15 protein-coding genes are annotated in these 17,954 nt (G+C 46.6%); all 15 read right to left on the minus strand.

Annotated features, from left to right (window positions below; translation table 11 throughout):
- Positions 1–79: 79 nt before the first annotated feature.
- The 15 genes from AC3WTF_RS00865 to AC3WTF_RS00935 all read right to left on the minus strand — a co-directional run bounded on the left by AC3WTF_RS00865 (position 80) and on the right by AC3WTF_RS00935 (position 17,942).
- Positions 80–3,199, minus strand: a complete 3,120-nt coding sequence (locus tag AC3WTF_RS00865) for an MMPL family transporter (RefSeq protein WP_492314156.1) — start codon at positions 3,197–3,199, stop codon at positions 80–82.
- A complete protein-coding gene (locus AC3WTF_RS00870; protein ID WP_003154157.1) occupies positions 3,199–3,654 on the minus strand; it encodes a MarR family winged helix-turn-helix transcriptional regulator in 456 nt (151 codons plus the stop codon). The genes AC3WTF_RS00865 and AC3WTF_RS00870 overlap by 1 nt, the downstream gene beginning before the upstream one ends.
- 106 nt (positions 3,655–3,760) lie before the next feature.
- Positions 3,761–4,990 carry a bacillibactin exporter BcbE gene (bcbE, locus tag AC3WTF_RS00875; protein ID WP_007409814.1) on the minus strand — a complete coding sequence of 410 codons (1,230 nt, stop codon included), beginning with the start codon at positions 4,988–4,990 and terminating at the stop codon, positions 3,761–3,763.
- A 111-nt stretch (positions 4,991–5,101) separates the two neighbouring features.
- Positions 5,102–5,827, minus strand: a complete 726-nt coding sequence (locus AC3WTF_RS00880; protein ID WP_007409813.1) for a GntR family transcriptional regulator — start codon at positions 5,825–5,827, stop codon at positions 5,102–5,104.
- 125 nt (positions 5,828–5,952) lie between these two features.
- Positions 5,953–8,313, minus strand: coding sequence for an FtsK/SpoIIIE family DNA translocase (locus AC3WTF_RS00885; protein WP_335536217.1), 2,361 nt, complete (start codon positions 8,311–8,313; stop codon positions 5,953–5,955).
- A gap of 134 nt (positions 8,314–8,447) precedes the next feature.
- Positions 8,448–8,657, minus strand: coding sequence for a YlzJ-like family protein (locus AC3WTF_RS00890; RefSeq protein WP_492314157.1), 210 nt, complete (start codon positions 8,655–8,657; stop codon positions 8,448–8,450).
- Complete coding sequence (locus AC3WTF_RS00895; RefSeq protein ID WP_003154162.1) at positions 8,654–9,391, minus strand: ClpP family protease; 738 nt, start codon at positions 9,389–9,391, stop codon at positions 8,654–8,656. Before AC3WTF_RS00895 ends, AC3WTF_RS00890 begins: the two co-directional genes overlap by 4 nt.
- 115 nt (positions 9,392–9,506) lie before the next feature.
- A complete protein-coding gene (gene rnjB, locus AC3WTF_RS00900) occupies positions 9,507–11,174 on the minus strand; it encodes a ribonuclease J2 (protein ID WP_007409811.1) in 1,668 nt (555 codons plus the stop codon).
- A gap of 178 nt (positions 11,175–11,352) precedes the next feature.
- Positions 11,353–12,222: a 4-hydroxy-tetrahydrodipicolinate synthase gene (gene dapA, locus AC3WTF_RS00905; RefSeq protein ID WP_492314158.1), complete on the minus strand. Its 870-nt coding sequence runs from the start codon at positions 12,220–12,222 to the stop codon at positions 11,353–11,355.
- Positions 12,223–12,252: 30 nt separating this feature from the next.
- A complete protein-coding gene (dapG, locus tag AC3WTF_RS00910; protein ID WP_003154168.1) occupies positions 12,253–13,467 on the minus strand; it encodes an aspartate kinase in 1,215 nt (404 codons plus the stop codon).
- Between the two features lie 88 nt (positions 13,468–13,555).
- Positions 13,556–14,596, minus strand: coding sequence for an aspartate-semialdehyde dehydrogenase (asd, locus tag AC3WTF_RS00915; RefSeq protein WP_003154169.1), 1,041 nt, complete (start codon positions 14,594–14,596; stop codon positions 13,556–13,558).
- 134 nt (positions 14,597–14,730) lie between these two features.
- Positions 14,731–15,321 carry a dipicolinate synthase subunit B gene (gene dpaB / locus AC3WTF_RS00920; protein ID WP_007409809.1) on the minus strand — a complete coding sequence of 197 codons (591 nt, stop codon included), beginning with the start codon at positions 15,319–15,321 and terminating at the stop codon, positions 14,731–14,733.
- Between the two features lie 2 nt (positions 15,322–15,323).
- A complete protein-coding gene (gene dpaA, locus AC3WTF_RS00925; RefSeq protein WP_007409808.1) occupies positions 15,324–16,214 on the minus strand; it encodes a dipicolinic acid synthetase subunit A in 891 nt (296 codons plus the stop codon).
- A 156-nt stretch (positions 16,215–16,370) separates the two neighbouring features.
- Positions 16,371–16,628 carry a YlmC/YmxH family sporulation protein gene (locus tag AC3WTF_RS00930; RefSeq protein ID WP_003154176.1) on the minus strand — a complete coding sequence of 86 codons (258 nt, stop codon included), beginning with the start codon at positions 16,626–16,628 and terminating at the stop codon, positions 16,371–16,373.
- Between the two features lie 78 nt (positions 16,629–16,706).
- The gene (locus AC3WTF_RS00935) at positions 16,707–17,942 is read right to left on the minus strand and encodes a M16 family metallopeptidase (protein ID WP_012117570.1); all 1,236 of its coding nucleotides are present in this window, start codon (positions 17,940–17,942) and stop codon (positions 16,707–16,709) included.
- Positions 17,943–17,954 lie beyond the last annotated feature (12 nt).

Consider the following 17,954-nt stretch of genomic DNA (forward strand, 5'->3'; position numbering starts at 1 on the left):
GCAGATGTAATTATATCAACTGGAGGATTTATAAGGAAACAAAAAACCTCTGCCCGAAAACAGGCAGAGGCATTGAACGTTATTTTTTCAAATTGAAAGGCCACCAGTTGGCTCTTCCGAATATTTTCACCATGACCGGTACAAAAAACGGAAGGACGACAATTGCGTACATGAGAAGGCCTGTTAATACCACGGTTGCAATCTGTAATAAGGAAAGAACGCCTGACGGCAGCATGGCCGCAAAGGTTCCCGCTAAAATAATGGCTGCAGAAATGATGACGGAACCCATATTTTTCATACTGCTGATCATTGCGGGTTCCGTTCCTTCTTTTTTAAGCTCATTAAAGCGGTCCATTAAAAAGATGGAATAATCCACGCCAAGAGCCATCAAAATGACAAAGCCGAAGAACGGCACGGCCCAGTTTACGCCCGGATACCCGAAGAAGTGTGTAAAGATGTATTCCGTCACGCCGATGGATGCGAAATACGTCAGTACGAGCGACGCCACTAAATAAACAGGCATAATGAGGGAGCGCAGCATCACGATGAGAATCAGAAAAATTCCCGCCAGCATAAACATGGCCGTCCGTTTGAAGTCTGAATCCGATACTTCCTTCAGATCGGCATTCATGCTGGAGACTCCCGAAACGCCGAAGGAAGCATTCTTCAGATCCGTGTTCGGAATGGCCCTTTTTACGCTCGCTTTGATCGCTTGAATATCTTGAATGGCCGTATTTGAGTAAGGATTGTGATCAAGAACGACGGTCAATTCTGTCGTTTTTCTGTCATCTGACATGTACGTATTAAACACGCTTGTGAAATCACTGTTTGTCAACGCGTCTTTCGGCACAAACCAGCCTGTCATTTCTTTGTCTGACGCCTTGTGAAGCTCACCCAGGTAATCATTCGCCCCCATCATGCCGCTTGATACTTTCTTAAGCCCTTTTACACTGTCGTTAAGGCCGGAAGAAAGTTCGCTGAGCCGGGAAGAAAAATCACCGAGACCGCTCTTCATTTTTTTCTGGCCCTCGGCGAGCTGTCCTGCCGCCGATTCAAGGCGCGGCATTTGTCCCGCGAGAGCCCCCTGTCCGTCTGACACTTGCTGCAGACCGTTTTCAATACTGGTCAGACCATTGATCATTGCGTTAATTTGAGTGTCAATCTTCTTCTGAGCGGCTGCCAGTCGGGCAAATTGTTTTTCCGCTTGCTGCAGATGAGCCTTTTGACTGTCGACCTGTTTAGAAAAAGCTTCTGCATCCGCGTTTGCCTTGGAAACGGCTGACTGTACACCCGTAAAGGCCGATTTGATTTCTTGGTAAGAGGGATCGGTTTTGACTGACGGTATTGACGCTTCCAATTTTGCAAACGGCAGCCGGGCAAGCTGCTTGTTCAAATCGGCAAGCTGTCTGCTGGCTTCATCTTTCATCGGCAGGACGGTTTTTACCAATTTTAAAGCGTTTTGCGTTTCTGAAGCGAGACCGCTGTTTTGTTTGAGCTGTGAAGTCAGCATTTGTTTTTGCTCTTCAATCCGCTTTCTCATCTGGGCGACGCCGGCTTTATTCTCGTTCACGCCAGCCTGCAGTTTATTCAGGTTTTCTCCTATATCAGAAAGCCCGGATTTCAGAGACAATGTTCCGTCAATAAGCTGATTGACGCTTTTGCCCGACTCTTCGATCTGCGGCTGTGAATCAGCTAACGACTTTGCGGCATGCCCTAATCCGTCCGTGATTTTTTCAAGTCCTGTATTGCCTTTATCAAGCCCTTCTTGAAGCTGCTTTGCCTGATTTGTGACAAATAATTGATTCAATCCGTTTCCAGCGGGGCGCGTGGCGCTTCTGACCGTTTTTACACCCTCTGTTTTTTCAAGTTCTCTGCTGATTTTTTCGATATCAATCAGGTGTTTTTCGGTATTTAATGTCTCATCATTTTTGATGACGACTGTGGCCGGAAGAAGTTCTCCCGGGCCGAATGCGTCTGAAATCGTATTAAACGCGCGGACGGATTCATATTTATCCCCGATTTCGTCAAGACTGTTGTAAGACAGCGACCCTTTGTAAAGAAGGATAGGCGGGACGGTGAATACCGCAACGATTGCAAGACTGATGAGCGGCCTTTTAAATGAAAACCGCCCTGACGTTTCCCATGCTTTGCTTTGAGGATGGGAAATATCGCCCTTAACAGGCCAAAACAGGCTTTTTCCTAAAACAGCCATAAAAAACGGCACGATCGTCATGAGCGCAAGCAGCAGCACCGCGACACCGACCGCAACGGCCGCTGCCGACTGATACAGCTTAAATGTCGCAAATCCGATGCAGGCAAATCCGATCAGCACCGCACCGCCGCTGTACAAAACCGTCTTTCCGGCCGTTTTGTAGGTGACGACGATCGCTTCTCTTATATCAGCGCCATGCGACAGTTCTTCTTTAAATCTGCTGAGAAGCAGAATGCAGTAGTCTGTGCCGATCCCGAACATAATCGCAACCATAAAAATCTGCGTAAAAGTTGAGAGCGGAAAATTCAGCTGATCGACTAAAAATGCGACAATCGACTGGCTGACTAAATAAGATATCAATACTGATAAAAGCGGCACGAACGGAGCGACCACTGACCGAAATACAAGGATCAGCACGATCAGGATAAAAGCGACCGTTATATATTCAGTCTTTTTCAAGCCGTCCTGTGAGCTTTTTAACACATCTTCGTCGATCAGCGATTGGCCTGTAATGCCGTATGATACGCCGTACGGTTTCAGCTGTTTATCAATTTTATTTTTTATTTCGATGATATCGTTTTTGGATGTATCAAGCTGCAGCTGAACGAGCATCGTTTGTCTGTCTTTTGAGAGCAGCTGTTTTTTAATGTCGTCATTTTTCTCCCCGAAGTATGAAGTCACTGTTTTAATCTGAAGCGCTTTTTTATGTTCAGACAAAGTGCTGACGGCTTCTTCCAGACGATTTTTTTTGTCTGTCATTAAGCCTTTTTCGTGAAATACGATGACGGCAGAAGAAGACGGTGCATCGGAATCAGACATTTCATCAAGCAATTCATGGGCGTAAGAAGAGGAATATCCGTCCGGTACGGAAATCTGCCCTTTCTCCCGTGTCAATTCAGCCATATCAGGCGCTGTAAGCATAAATATCACCGTTGCGGCGACCCACACCGCGGCGATGATCCAGCGGGCTCGGATAATGTTTTTCATTATGTCTGCTGATCCTCCTCAGTCATCATCAATCGATATAATTTTTCATATGTATTCACGAACATCTCCGCCTCGTCTTCATCAAAATACATAATATATGAACGGACGAGTTCCTCAATCCGCCGCTCCACACGGTGAAATACTTCCGTCCCCTTTTCCGTGACATTTAAAAGTATGCTCCGGCGGTCGCTTTGGCTGCGTTCTCTATTGATGTAGCCTTTTTCATACAGGCGGTTCGTCATAGATGTAATGGCGCTTTTATTGACGTGGCACACCGCGGCCAGTTCAATTGATTTGCAATCGGGATTGAGCATAATATAGCGGAGGATGTAATATTGATCCAATGTCAGTTCTTTGTTCACTTTTTCAGCGATAATGCTGTCAATTTTTTTTAAGACATGCAGGTATACATCGGAATAACGCTGAATCAGCTGCTTTACTTTTTCTTCATGCACCTTTTCCCCCTCCTTCCGGTAGTTAATATGTTTAACTATTAAAAAGGATAACGACTTGACGGTATCATGTCAATCTTCAAAATAAAATAAAAAAAGACAGTGCAGATTACACCGTCTTTAATGATTCCTTTTTTTCTTTTGCTTGTGATGAGATATTTAACAGCGCTAAAAATACAGACACAATGCCGCAAAAAGCGGATAAAATAAAAATCAGCCAGCCCGCATTTGACATCAGGGCAGCAAAGATCGGCGGTCCCGCCGCTACTCCGATAAACCGCATGCTGTTATAAAATGAGGTAATGGTTCCCGATTCCTCGTTGTCTACGCCTTCTGTGATGACAGCGTCTAAAGCCGGCAATGCCATTCCGATACCGATACCGCTGACACACAAAAAGATAAATAATAAATAAAAACTGTGATTCCACCATAGGCCGATAAACGACAGTGTCACGGCACTCATTCCGAAAACGATGCAAAACTTCATTTTGCCTTGGTCTTTTCCGATTTTCCTGCCTGCTATATATGAACTGACGGATAGAAATAAAAGCGGGATTGCCAAAAGCGCTCCTTTAGCCACACCGTCAATGCCGTATTTCTTCTCCAGTGAGTCTGATAAATAAAAAAGAACCCCGAACAGCAAAAACATAATCACGCAGCCGATGATAAAAACCGTAAAGAGCCAGCGTCCGTCACGCTTAAATATGCGGCCGACATTTTTCACAAATTCGGAAATAGAAGGCGCTTCTTTTTGTTCCTCCGGCTTTGCCACCAAAAACAATACGAGAAAAAAACTGATGAGCGAAAAAAACGGAATGAACCAAAATGGCATAAACCAAAACCATGCAGCCAAGAGCGAACCGAGAATCGGGCTTATTACTTTCCCGGCAGTGTTAGACGTCTCAATATCGCCGAGCCCCGCGGTAATCCGCTCATCATCCCCTTTGAATAAATCACCGATAAACGGCATCACTACAGGAGCCGCCCCTGCCGAACCGATTCCCTGCAGCACCCGCCCCGCCAAGATAATGGGATAAGGATGCTTGAACGCGGTGGAAGCTATCGCGGCAAGCGCTCCGCCCGCACCGGCTATGAGAAGACAAGGCAGAAGAACCTTTTTTCTTCCGAATTTATCGGACAGATATCCGGCAATCGGAATACAAATAATCGCCACAATCGAATAGACCGTTATAATTAACGATACTTGAAAAGACGATATGGACAGCTTCTTTTCAATCATCGGAAGCACAGGAATCAGCATGGAATTCCCGAGTGTCATCACGAGCGGTACAGAAGCCAGAGCAATGATATTTTTCGTTCCATTTTTCTTCTTACTCAACTTATTCACCCATTCACTATACTTGGTTGTTTCCTGTTTTATTGTGCCTTGCAGAAAACAAAGTATGTACTGAAACGGCAAATAAAAAAACAGACACATGACGCGTCTGTCTTAAAAACGTTTTCTTACAACATGAAAACTGAACTTATCAGCCCGGAAATAATTTAATGAATACAGCACAGGTTCATCATTCTGATTATAGTGGGTTTGCTTCAGCAATAAAAGCGCCGTCTCCGGCTCGCATTCCAAAACCGGTGAAATCGTATCGTGATATCCGATCGGTTCGATATCAGCAACGGCATAGCTGATTACAGACCCGGAGTTTTTTTCCAAAAGATCAAAAATAGACTCCTGTTCATGACAGAAAGAATTCGGCAGAATGTGCATCGGAATCGTATCTAAACAGTAAACGACCGGAGTGCCGCTTGCCGTTCTCACGCGTTCCAAATAAAAAAGCTCCTGCTCAGGCTCAAGCCGGAATCTAGCGATATCTTCATCAGACGGCGTGATGACCTGAGACGACAAAAAAATCGTACCCGGCACCATGTTCGCCTGCTGAATCGTTTTCGTCACGCTGTTGAGCTGTTCAATACCTGAAAGAAACAGCGGTTTTGTATGGACGAAAGTGCCCACACCGTGCCTTCTGATAATCACATGCTCCTCTTCAAGGATACGCAAAGCTTCACGCAGAGTTGCCCGGCTGACACCCATTGATTTTGAAAGCTCAAATTCAGAAGGAAGCTTTTCCTTTTCGGTGTAAATTCCGTTTTGTATATCCTCTTTGATTCGCTCAATCACTTTTAGATACAAGTGACGATTGTCAGCTTTTGTAGACATGTTTCCCCTCCGTAAACCACTTTCATAAATTATTGAACAATTGGGACAACTATATCATGTTTTAATAAAAAAATAAATAGGAATGATTTTGGGTGATATCATTTTCAGTGAAAACTCTCTCCTTTTTAAGAAGAGAGCTCATCATATTGTTCCTTAGATAATAGTACTTCCCTCGGTTTGCTTCCTTCATACGGCCCGACGACGCCCCGTTCCTCCATTGCGTCAATCAGACGGGCAGCTCTCGTATATCCGATTCTGAACCGCCTTTGGAGCATGGAGACTGATGCCGTCTGCATGCCGATAATCAAATCGACCGCTTCGTCATAGAGATCATCCGTTACTTCACTGTGTGTTTCCGAAACTTCTTCCGGAATCATCTCTTCTTGGTACTGCGCTTTTTGCTGCGTAATGACATGATCAACGACATGCTCAACCTCTTCATCGGATAAGAATGCCCCTTGCACACGCACCGGCTTATTTGCGCCTACAGGCAGAAACAGCATGTCTCCGCGCCCCAGAAGCTTTTCAGCGCCGCCCATGTCTAAAATCGTCCGTGAATCGGTCTGAGATGAGACACTGAAGGCGATTCTTGACGGGATGTTGGCTTTAATAACACCGGTAATAACGTCGACTGAAGGCCGCTGTGTCGCGATAATCAAATGAATTCCCGCCGCCCGCGCCATCTGTGAAAGTCTCGTAATTGAATCTTCCACGTCGGAAGAAGCGACCATCATCAGATCGGCAAGCTCGTCAACGATGACGACGATGTACGGCAGCTCAGGCTGCTTGACTTCTTCTTCGGCATTTGACCGCTTAATATGATCGTTATAGCCTTCTATATTTCTCGTACCCGTATGGGAGAACAGCTCATAGCGGCGCTCCATCTCATTGACGACCTTTTTCAAAGCCTGCGAGGCCTTTTTCGGATCTGTCACGACCGGCGCAAGCAGATGAGGAATGCCGTTATACACATTCAGCTCAACCATTTTCGGGTCAATCATCATCATCTTCACTTCATGCGGTTTGGCCCTCATCAGAATGCTCGTAATAATACCGTTGACACAGACGCTTTTTCCGCTTCCCGTTGCCCCCGCTACGAGCAGATGGGGCATTTTGTTCAGTTCGGTAAGCACGGCTTCCCCGGAAATATTTCGTCCCAAGCCGATCAGAAGCTTCGCGTCCGGCTTGTCATTGAGCTTGGATTCAAGCACTTCTTTTAACGAAACCATCGCAACTTCAGCATTGGGCACCTCGATGCCGATTGCCGATTTACCCGGAATCGGCGCTTCGATCCGGATATCCTTCGCGGCAAGCGCGAGCGCGAGGTCATCGCTCAGATTCACGATTTTACTGACTTTGACCCCGACGTCCGGATACACCTCATATTTTGTGACCGCCGGACCGAGATGAACCTGCGTCACTTTCGCCTTTACGCCGAAGCTTTGAAAAGTCCGTTCGAGTTTTCTTGCATTCTCGTAAATGTTTTTCTTATCGGTCTGCTGGCCGGTATGTTTCGGGTCAGCCAGTATGTCCAATGAAGGCATTTGATAATCTTTATTTTCAAGCTCTGTAAACGTCATCGGCGGAGCCGCAGCCGTTTCGCCACTGTCTTGAGCGCCGCCGGAAGGCTCATCTTTTGCCGCTTGTGCAGCCTCCTGCGTTTTTTCCGGAATCAGCGGTTCGGCGGGCTCTTCCTGACGGTCTGAAAAGCTTGAAATAATCGGCTCTGAATGGATGATCGGCGAAATGATTTCCTCATCCTCTTCCTCCGGTTCAGGCTCTTCTTTTTTCTTTTGAACCCGTTTTTGTTTTTTGCCCGATTTTGTTTTTGTTTTCGGCGAAGACATGTTCGTTCTGACCGTTTTCATATCCTCAAGAAATGCCTGCCATTGACTGCGGATAAACCGGCCGACGGGGCTCGTCCACTTTTTGAGCGTTTCCTGCAGTGAACGGCCCGTTACAAGAATCAGCCCCATTAAGATCAGCACGATCGCCATGATCTGTGAACCCGTTGATGCAAATAAAAAGTGGGAAGCTGCAAACAGTACCGCGCCGATCATGCCGCCGCCCAAATCAGGGGAAGCAGCCTGCTGTTTCATGTCAATCATAAACAGCTCCCACGTGTTGCCGATGACACTTGCCGACCGAATCGACCCGTGATGAGACAGATTTTTAAAGAGCTGCACGTGAGACAGCAGCAATATACTGGCGATAATACAGTACATCCCTGCCTTTCTTCTCGTTAAAAGGCTTGGACTCTTCTTTTTCCAAAACAGCGAAATTCCGAGAAGGAAGAGCGCAATTAAGCATAAAACAAACCACTCTCCGGCAAAAAAACGGAACAAGTACACAAATGTCTGTCCCACAACGCCGAGCTGCAAAACAGCAATAATCGAGATTGCAACACAGAGCAGTCCGCTTAGTTCGTATTTTAGATTGAGCTTACTCTCTTGTTTCTTTTTAGATTTCCGTTTTTTCTTTGCCACACTCATCACCTTACTGCGTTAAAAAATGTAAAATCATACATCATGAAGAAAAGCAGCCTTTTGCCGGCTGCATTTTTCTGTAGGATTCCCCTATTATAGCATATTTTGCCCCCGAGAAACGGACTGAATGCCGGTTAGATTTTCAGCTTGATTTTTTGTCCCGGAGCGATGTCCGGATTCAAGAAATCCATCGGGTTCGTACTTAAAATCTGTACGACTTCAGCTTTATTTCCCTTCATCTCAACTAGCAGCGGCACGCCGGCGTAATCTACCTGTTCATGCACGCTTTGCTCTATATCCTGACCGTAAACGACTTCTTGGGGCATGACGGTATAAAGGATCATTGAATCATCCTTCCTTCCTCGCCCTTTCGTTCCTCAATCAGCTGATTCAGCTTTTTTATCGCCTGTCCGACGCCGCCCACGGCATCAATTAATCCGTAATCAGCCGCATCTTTCCCGACTACGTTCGTCCCGATGTCCCTGGTTAAGTTTCCTTTTGAAAACATCAGCTCTTTGAATTTTTCTTCGGAAATATTTGAATGATGGGTCACAAAGTTGACGACCCGCTCCTGCATTTTGTCCAAGTATTCAAATGTTTGCGGAACCCCGATAACCAGACCTGTAAGCCGAACGGGGTGAATGGTCATAGTCGCTGTTTCCGCGATAAAACTATGATCACATGACACGGCGATCGGCACACCTATCGAGTGTCCCCCGCCGAGTACGATTGAGACGGTCGGTTTTGATAAGGATGCGAGCATTTCCGCAATCGCAAGCCCCGCTTCCACATCGCCTCCGACGGTGTTTAAGATGATCAGAAGTCCTTCGATTTTCGGATTTTGCTCAATGGCGACGATTTGCGGAATGACGTGTTCATATTTGGTTGTTTTATTTTGCGGCGGGAGTTGGACGTGCCCCTCAATTTGGCCGATGATCGTCAGGCAGTGAATATTGGTATCTTGGGACATTTGCGGCAGAGATGTCTCTCCCAGCTGCTGAATTTTGCTCATAATGCTGTCTTTCGCATCTGATTTTTCGGGCTGCTGTTCTTCGGTGTTTTCCATACGATGATCCATTTTATCTTTCACCCTTTCCGAATGTCTCTTTGTATTATGAACAAAGATGATGATTTCCATCCGGGACATGAACAAAAACAAAGCCGGAGCATCATGCACTCCGGCTGTGTATACATTATACTTCCATAATGATCGGAATGATCATCGGCTTGCGTTTTGTTTTTTCATAAAGGAATTGATTCAGCGCATCACGCATTGCTTGTTTCAGCGTGGACCATTCTACGGCAGATGTTTCCGTCGCTTCAGTCACGATAGAGCGGACGAGCTCAGTAGCTTGTACAATTAAACCTTCTGATTCTCTGACATATACGAAACCGCGCGTAATGATCTCAGGACCTGATACGAGGTTCTTTTTCTGCTTATCGAGTGAGATCACGACGATGAGAATGCCGTCTTGTGATAATAAGCGGCGGTCTCTCAGCACGATGTTGCCGATGTCGCCGACTCCGAGGCCGTCAATCAACACGTTTCCGTACGTGACTTTATCCCCGATTTTCACATTCTGGCCGCGGAATTCAACGACGTCACCTTTTTCAATCAAGAAAATGTCGCTGCGTTTCATGCCGATCTCTTCTGCGATTTTGGAATGCGCTTTTTGCATTCTGAATTCACCGTTAACCGGAATTAAATATTTCGGTTTCAGCAAATTAAGCATGAGTTTCAATTCTTCCTGCGAACCGTGACCGGACACATGCACGCGTTTTTGGGCGAAAATGACTTGAGCGCCGGCTCGGGCAAGCAGGTTGACGGTTTTGGAATATATCAATTCATGCCCCGGAATCGGTGTTGATGCAATGACAACGGTGTCTCCTTCTTCAATGTTAAGCTGCTTGTGCGCCTGCTTGGCCATCCGCGTAAGAGCGGCCAGCGGCTCACCATGGCTTCCGGCTGTAACAATTGCCACTTCCCGCTTCGGATATTTTTTCACATCCTGCACAGGAATAAACATTTCATCTTCGGCTTCAATATAGCCGAGCTTGCGCCCAAGCTGAAGCACGTTTTGCAGATTTTTTCCGGCGATTGCAAGTTTGCGGCCGTTCTGGACGGCAGCCTGTATCACTTGCTGGATCCGGTTGATATTAGACGCGAATACAGCAATGATGACACGGTTTTCTGAATTGTTCATCGCATCGGAAATTTCACCGCTTACATATGCTTCTGACGGAGTATACCCCGGGCGCTCCGCATTGGCGCTGTCAGAAAGCAGGGCGAGCACGCCGCTGTTTCCGATTTTGGCAATTTCGCCAATATCACATGATTGGTGATAAGCAGGCGTCTGGTCAAATTTAAAGTCTCCCGTGCATACAATAGAGCCAAGTGATGTTTTGAAGCTGACTCCCACTGAATCCGGAATACTGTGAATCGTTTTAAAGAACGATACTTTCGTTGATTCAAATGTAATGACTGATTTAGAGTGAACTTCACGCAAATCAGCTTTTCGATTATGCCCGTACTGCTTGAGTTTTTCTCTCAGTAATGCAAGCGTAAGCTTCGTTCCGTATACCGGCACCGACAGCTTGTTCAATAAATAAAAGACGCCTCCGATGTTTTCATCGTGCCCGTGTGTCAGAAAGATGGCCTTCACGCGGTCAGCCCGTTCTACTAAGTAGGAAATATCCGGAATGACGACATCAATACCGAGCATTTCATTTTCAGGGTGCATCAGCCCTGCATCCACTACAAATATGTCTGAGTCAATTTCAATGACATATAGGTTCTTCCCAATTTCTCCGACGCCGCCAAGGGCGATAATTCTGACGTTTTCTGTATTTTTCTTTTTCAAAATCTGTATCCTCCTAGTCTCATACCCGTCCATCATCACTTGTTCCTATTATAACTGATATCAATTTTAGAAAACAAGAAGAAGCGGAAGGTTTAGGGAAAACCAATATGTATACAAAACGGTCAAACTCACGATAAAAATGAGAATGACCGCGTATTTTAACTGTATAAATTTTTTCTTACAGTTCGCTGATGACGCTGCTCAGGCTCAGACGTTCATCTTCATTCAGCGGGATAAGAGGAAGACGCACAGATCCGACATCAAGGCCTTTCAGCTGTAGCGCCGTTTTGACCGGAGCCGGATTAGGCGCTTTAAAGAGCTCCTTCATGATCGGCAGAAGCTTCTGATGAATCAGTGCCGCGGTTGCCGTCTGCCCGTTCGTATAGTTTTTAATCATCTGCTGCATGTCAGAACCTACGATATGGCTGGCCACTGACACGACTCCTCTTCCGCCGACTGCGAGAATAGGAAGCGTTAACCCGTCATCACCTGAATAGACGTAAAAATCTTCCGGTGTTTCGGCAATGATTTTCGTAATGGCATCAAGATCGCCGCTCGCTTCTTTAATCGCAGAGATATTCGGTATCTCCGCAAGTCTGATGGCCGTTTCCGGCGCAAGCGAAGCGACCGTTCTGCCCGGCACGTTGTAAAGCATCACAGGAAGAGACGTTTCTTCCGCAATGGCTTTAAAATGACGGTACATCCCCTCTTGGGAAGGCTTATTATAATACGGCGTGACAAGCATAACGCAATCGACGCCGGCTTCTTCAGCTTTTTTTGTCAGTTTAATGGAGTCTTTCGTATTGTTGCTTCCCGTACCCGCAATAACAGGCACGCGTCCGTTCACTTCTTTGACTGTAAATTCCAAGAGTGCAATTTTTTCTTCCGTTGAAAGTGTCGGAGATTCGCCGGTCGTGCCTGCGACGACTAAAGAATCCGTGCCGTTTTTCAACAAATAGTCGATTAATGTAGACAGTTTTTGAAAGTCTACATTCCCTTTACTGTCAAAGGGGGTAATCATCGCTGTAGATATATTTCCGACATTCATTTTTTTCACCTCATCATGATTCAATCACATTTACTTTGAAAGTTCAAACACTTCATGCAGCGCATTTACGGCCGTTACCATATCTTTTTCATGAACGAGCACCCAGATCGTCGTATGGCTGTCGGCAGATTGCAGAATCGGAATGCCTTTATCAGAAAGTGCGGAGACGATTTTAGACGTGACACCCGGAACACCCATTATTCCGGCGCCGACCGCTGACACTTTCGCACAGCTTTCCGTCACTGTCGGCTCATATCCTAATTCAGCCAAAATGCTGCGCGCGGCTTCCGTTTTACTGCCGGCTACGGTATATACGATTTCACTCGGCGTAATGTTAAAGAAATCTACGCTGATTCCGGCATTTGCCATTGCTTTAAAGACTTCAGTCTGAACGTTGTATTGCCCCATTTTGGCGGGAACCTTAAATTGCGTCACATCTTTCACATGGGCGATCCCCGTGATCAGCCGTTCGAATACATCGCTGCCGATGTTAGACGAATGATGGGACGTCACCAAAGTGCCTTTGTCTTTTGAATAAGTGGAGCGCACGCGGATCGGCACCTTTGCCTGCATGGCGATTTCCACCGCGCGCGGATGAATGACTTTCGCGCCTTGATAGGCAAGGTTGCAGATTTCCGTATATGTGACGTTCGGAAGCGGCTTAGCATTTTCCACGATTCTCGGATCGGCTGTCATAACGCCTTCCACGTCCGTAAAAATGTCGATAAACTCAGCATCTACCGCCGCGCCGAGCGCCGCTGCTGAAGTATCGCTTCCTCCTCTGCCGATCGTCGTCGTGTCGCCTTTTTCAGTCGCTCCCTGAAATCCCGCGACAACGACAGCGTCATGGCTGGCGAGTGCAGCGAAAAGCCGCTCTGTTTTCATTTCTATAATTTTGGCGTCAGTATGCTGGGCATTGGTTAAAAAGCCGGCCTGGGCTCCTGTTAAAGCTGCGGCTTTTATGCCGTTTTCCTTCAGCATGCTGGAAAAAACAACGGACGAAATCGTTTCTCCGCAAGACAGAAGCATATCCTGCTCTCTCGGAGAAATGTCGGACTGGCTGCCGTAAAGGAGCCCGATTAAAGAATCTGTCGCGTACGGGTCTCCTTTTCTTCCCATCGCCGATACGACAACAACAACTTTATAACCTTCACTGATGGCATCTTTAATGTGTGCTAGCGCAAGCTTGCGGCCTTTGTCATCTTTTACGGATGTTCCGCCGAATTTTTGAACAATGATCTTCACTATTTTCACTCCAAATTAGTCTGACGTAACAGAAGAGAGCAGGCAGAGCCTTACTCTCTTCTGTTCGCCTATAGAAAATACGTTTGTTTTATACGAGGTTCAGTTTTTGCAGGCTTTCCGCGATTTGAACTGAGTTCCAAGCGGCGCCTTTTAACAGGTTATCAGAAACAACCCACAAATGAAAACCGTTTGCTCTGTCCAAATCTTTACGGATTCTTCCTACAAATACATCGCGTTTGCCGACGCAATCAGCAGGCATCGGGTAAAGCTGCTCCGCCGGATCATCCTGAAGCGTAACACCCGGAGCTTCTTTTAAAAGCTGTTTAATATCTTCAACGGTTGCGTCATCACGGTCAAGCTCAATGTAAACAGATTCTGAGTGCCCTGTTTCAATCGGCAGTCTGACACATGTCGCAGCCACTTCCAGCTTCGGCATATGCATGATTTTTTTCGTTTCATTAATCATTTTCATTTCCTCAAACGTATAGCCGTTATCTTGGAATTTATCAATTTGCGGAATGGCGTTAAATGCGATTTGATAATGCTTTTTGTCGCCTTTAACCGGCATAATGGACGGTTCTGCAGGTTCATTGTTTAAAATCGCCTTTGTCTGGCTGTACAATTCCTTCGCCGCTTCATTGCCGGCCCCGGACACAGCTTGGTAAGTAGATACAATGACTTTTTTCAAACCGTACGCTTTGCGGATCGGTTCAAGCGCAGCCACCATCTGAATCGTTGAACAGTTAGGGTTGGCGATAATGCCGTTATGTTTGTGCAGATCACCTTCGTTCACCTCAGGCACCACGAGCGGTGTATTTTCGTCCATCCGGAATGCGCTGGTATTGTCAATCACGATGGCTCCCCGTTTTACAGCCTCAGGCGCCAAGCTTTGTGATACGCTTCCGCCGGCGCTGAATAACGCGATATGAACGCCTTCGAAGCTTTCAGGAACAGCTTCCTGCACTGTATATTCTTCGCCTTTAAACGTTACTTTCGTACCAGCAGAACGCTTTGAGGATAGTAGTGTGAGTGTTTCGATTTCAAAGTTTCTGTCTTCCAGTGTTTTCAGCATTTGCTGTCCTACGGCTCCCGTCGCTCCGACAACTGCTACGTGTAATCCTCTTCCCATCTGTAAAACTCCTTCCGCCAATTAAGCATCATTTGTTGAATTGACTTTGCATTTTACGTTTTATTTTACCATAGAATAGTCACGGATTGACCGAATTTTTTTATTCCGGAATGATTTTCTGTCATCATGATTTTTTATTCATGATGGTGTACGAGCACCGGCTGAACTTGCTGGTGCAAAAGAGCTTTTTCTACCGTAATCGGAAGGAGATCCATTCTGGCGACGAGCGATGTCGGTTTTTTCACGTGGTCGTCCTGGCCGAACGGGATGAAATATATGTTTTTTGCGGACATCAGCCTCATTAAATTCGTTCCGTTTAAACCGAGTCCGTCGTTTGTCGAAATTCCGAGCACGACCGGGCGGCCGTTGCGGATCGTGGCTTTCGCAGCCATAAGGACGGGGCTGTCAGTCATCGCATTTGCGAGTTTGCTCATTGAATTTCCGGTTAAAGGGGCGATGACCATGCAGTCGAGCGGAAGTTTCGGCCCGAGAGGCTCCGCTTTTACGATGGAATCAATCGCCTCAAAGCCTGTTGCTTCTTCAATTTTTCTGACCCAATCTCCCCCCTCCCCAAAGCGGGTATCGGTCGATTGAACGGTTGATGTCACGACCGGCCGGACTTCAGCTCCTTGACTGATAAGCGCCTCTATTTGCGGAAAAACTTCCTCATATGTGCAATGCGAGCCGGTTAATCCGAATCCGATTCTTTTCCCTTTCAGAGACATGGTTATTTCCCCTCTTTCTTTAAGTCTGCCAAAAGCTTGCTCAATACGTTCGCAATAATCTGTCCGGCTGTTTTCGGGGCCACAATTCCCGGAAGACCCGGAGCAAGCAGCGCTTTAATGCCTTGTTTTTCAGCATATTTGAAATCCGTTCCGCCCGGACGGGATGCTAAATCCAAAATCAAGGTCTTCGGCGTCATGCGCGATAAAACGCTTTGATTCAGAATCAAGCTCGGTACGGTGTTAATGCAGATATCAATATCATTTACATGTTCAGTAAGCTCTTCAAGTTGAAAAGGAGAAAGCCCCATTTCCGTTATACGGGCCAAATGAGCCGAACTCCGCGCGCCCACTTTTACCTTCGCCCCTAACGCCGCAAACGTCCGGGCGATCGTCATACCGGTGCGCCCCATGCCGAGAACGGCGACATTTGATCCGTGAATGGTATAATCCGTATGCTGAATCGCCATCATGATTGTTCCTTCAACAGTGGGAATCGAGTTGAATATCGCGATATCGTCCCGTTCAAATAATTTCACAAGTTTGCGGCCGGCTTCGCTGGCGATCCCCTCAAGATACGCGTTGGAGATGCCTGAATAAATGACGCAATGCTCCGGTGTCCGCTCAAGATAGCTCTGCTTTAATACCACTTCTTCATTTGAAAAAACCGTGGAAACAACGCCTTCTCCGGTCGTTGCCGATACGGGCAGGATGATACTGTCTATTTTTTGAAAGGGAATCTCATCGATTTTGCATTTGACGGTTCCTGTAAAACCGTCATCCAATTGGTCAAACCCTGCAAGATAAATATCGGCATGCTGTTCTGTCAGCTTTCTTATAATCTCAAGCTGTCTTGCGTCACCGCCAATGATCGCAATTGTCAATCCGGTTAACATCTGAAACGTTCACCTTCTTTACAGTTACTGGATCTTTTAAGTGTCATCCTCCTCTTCATCGTATGTGCAAAGAGAAAGGGCGGTGAATGTACAGCGTCTTTTTCATGAAAAAAGCACCGGCTGTATGAGCCGGTGCTTGCAAAAAATGAATAAGATCTACTCTTCGGGAGGCGTGATCTCCCCCGGAACGTCTAAAATGATCATGTCTGATCCGATTTTTTGGATATGATTCCAGGGGACGCGGATGTCGTGGCCTTGTTTTCGCAATCCGAACCATTTTACCGTCGGTATCAACAGCGCGGTAATTTGTCCGTCCTGTTCATTAATTTCCAAATCGGTCTGGCCGAGCACGCCGAGCCGCTCTGCCCGTTTAATGTCCACAATTTCTTTACCTGAAAGTTCACTGAGCCTCATGATAGCCACCCCCTTGTACTATATGACCCGGAGCAAAAAAAAATGCCTGCCCCGTATAGAGGCAGACTGCTTTTCCGATTAAGACGAGGCCGGCATATTGCCGGTCGGGCTGATGAGCGATAGTGCGTAATCATCCGTAAATAAGCGGCGGCTGAGGCCGTTGACGCTTTCCAGGCTGACCGCATTTAATTCAGTGATAATTTCATCCATGGTCTTATGCTTTCCGAGCAGGAGTTCGTTTTTCCCGTTCCGGCTCATTTTGCTGTTTGTGCTCTCTAAGCTGAGCATTAAGCTCCCCTTCATTTGCTCTTTGCTGTTTTCCAGCTCTTTCGGGGTGATACCGTCACGTTTTAGAACCGATAACGTTTCCTGAATGGTTTCAGACAGAAGTCCGAGCTGATTCGCGCCGGTGCCTCCGTAAATCGTCAGCATACCGCTGTCTTCATAGGAACTGTGATAGCTGTATACAGAATAGGCCAGTCCTTTATCTTCGCGCACATCCTGGAAAAGACGGCTGCTCATGCTTCCGCCCAGCACGTTGTTTAAGACGATCAAATCGTAAATGTCCGGATCTCCGACTTTCAGGCCTTTGAAACCGAGACAGAGATGCGCCTGTTCGGTGTCTTTTTTTCTGGTCAGCTTTTCATAATGAAACTCAGGCTCGCTGATGCCGCTTGCTTTGCCCTTCGCTTCGTATGTACCGAACCATTTCTCCACGTCTTTAATGAATTGTTCCGTTACATTTCCGGCGACAGAAATGACGACGCGGTCCGGCGTGTAAAAGTCATCCATATGCTGTCTGAGAGAATCGCCGTTAAATGACGAAAGCGTTTCCTCCGTCCCGAGAATCGGGTAGCCGAGCGAATGATTGCCGTATGTCGCTTTGCTCAGCAGATCGTGGACAATGTCATCCGGCGCGTCTTCATACATTTTGATTTCTTCATATACGACGTTCTTTTCTTTTTTGAGCTCATCTTCGTCAAAAGCAGAATGAAAGAACATATCAGCCAGCACATCAAGTGCGTAGTTTGCATGCTCATCCAGCACTTTGGCGTAATAGCACGTATATTCTTTTGAAGTGAAGGCATTCACTTGGCCGCCTATCCGATCGAAGGATTCTGCGATTTCCCGTGCGGACCTGGTATTTGTTCCTTTAAAAAACATATGCTCAAGAAAGTGCGAAATACCGTTTGTATCCGGCGTTTCATGACGTGACCCCGTCCCGATCCAGACACCGATTGCCACAGACCGCACCGTTGGATTATTTTCAAGCACAACTCTTACACCGTTTTGGCATGTATAGCGTTTTATCAAGTCTGTTCCTCC

The organism is Bacillus sp. EB106-06-01-XG163, from assembly GCF_058791615.1.

Excerpts from the sequence above, each read along its gene's own strand:
- AC3WTF_RS00930 (WP_003154176.1), bottom strand. The coding sequence starts at position 16,628 with ATGAGGCTCAGTGAACTTTCAGGTAAAGAAATTGTGGACATTAAACGG.
- AC3WTF_RS00880 (WP_007409813.1), bottom strand. The coding sequence starts at position 5,827 with ATGTCTACAAAAGCTGACAATCGTCACTTGTATCTAAAAGTGATTGAG.
- AC3WTF_RS00865 (WP_492314156.1), bottom strand. The coding sequence starts at position 3,199 with ATGAAAAACATTATCCGAGCCCGCTGGATCATCGCCGCGGTGTGGGTC.
- dapA (WP_492314158.1), bottom strand. The coding sequence starts at position 12,222 with ATGAATGTCGGAAATATATCTACAGCGATGATTACCCCCTTTGACAGT.
- asd (WP_003154169.1), bottom strand. The coding sequence starts at position 14,596 with ATGGGAAGAGGATTACACGTAGCAGTTGTCGGAGCGACGGGAGCCGTA.
- AC3WTF_RS00895 (WP_003154162.1), bottom strand. The coding sequence starts at position 9,391 with ATGGATCATCGTATGGAAAACACCGAAGAACAGCAGCCCGAAAAATCA.
- AC3WTF_RS00890 (WP_492314157.1), bottom strand. The coding sequence starts at position 8,657 with ATGATCCTTTATACCGTCATGCCCCAAGAAGTCGTTTACGGTCAGGAT.
- dpaA (WP_007409808.1), bottom strand. The coding sequence starts at position 16,214 with ATGTTAACCGGATTGACAATTGCGATCATTGGCGGTGACGCAAGACAG.
- dpaB (WP_007409809.1), bottom strand. The coding sequence starts at position 15,321 with ATGTCTCTGAAAGGGAAAAGAATCGGATTCGGATTAACCGGCTCGCAT.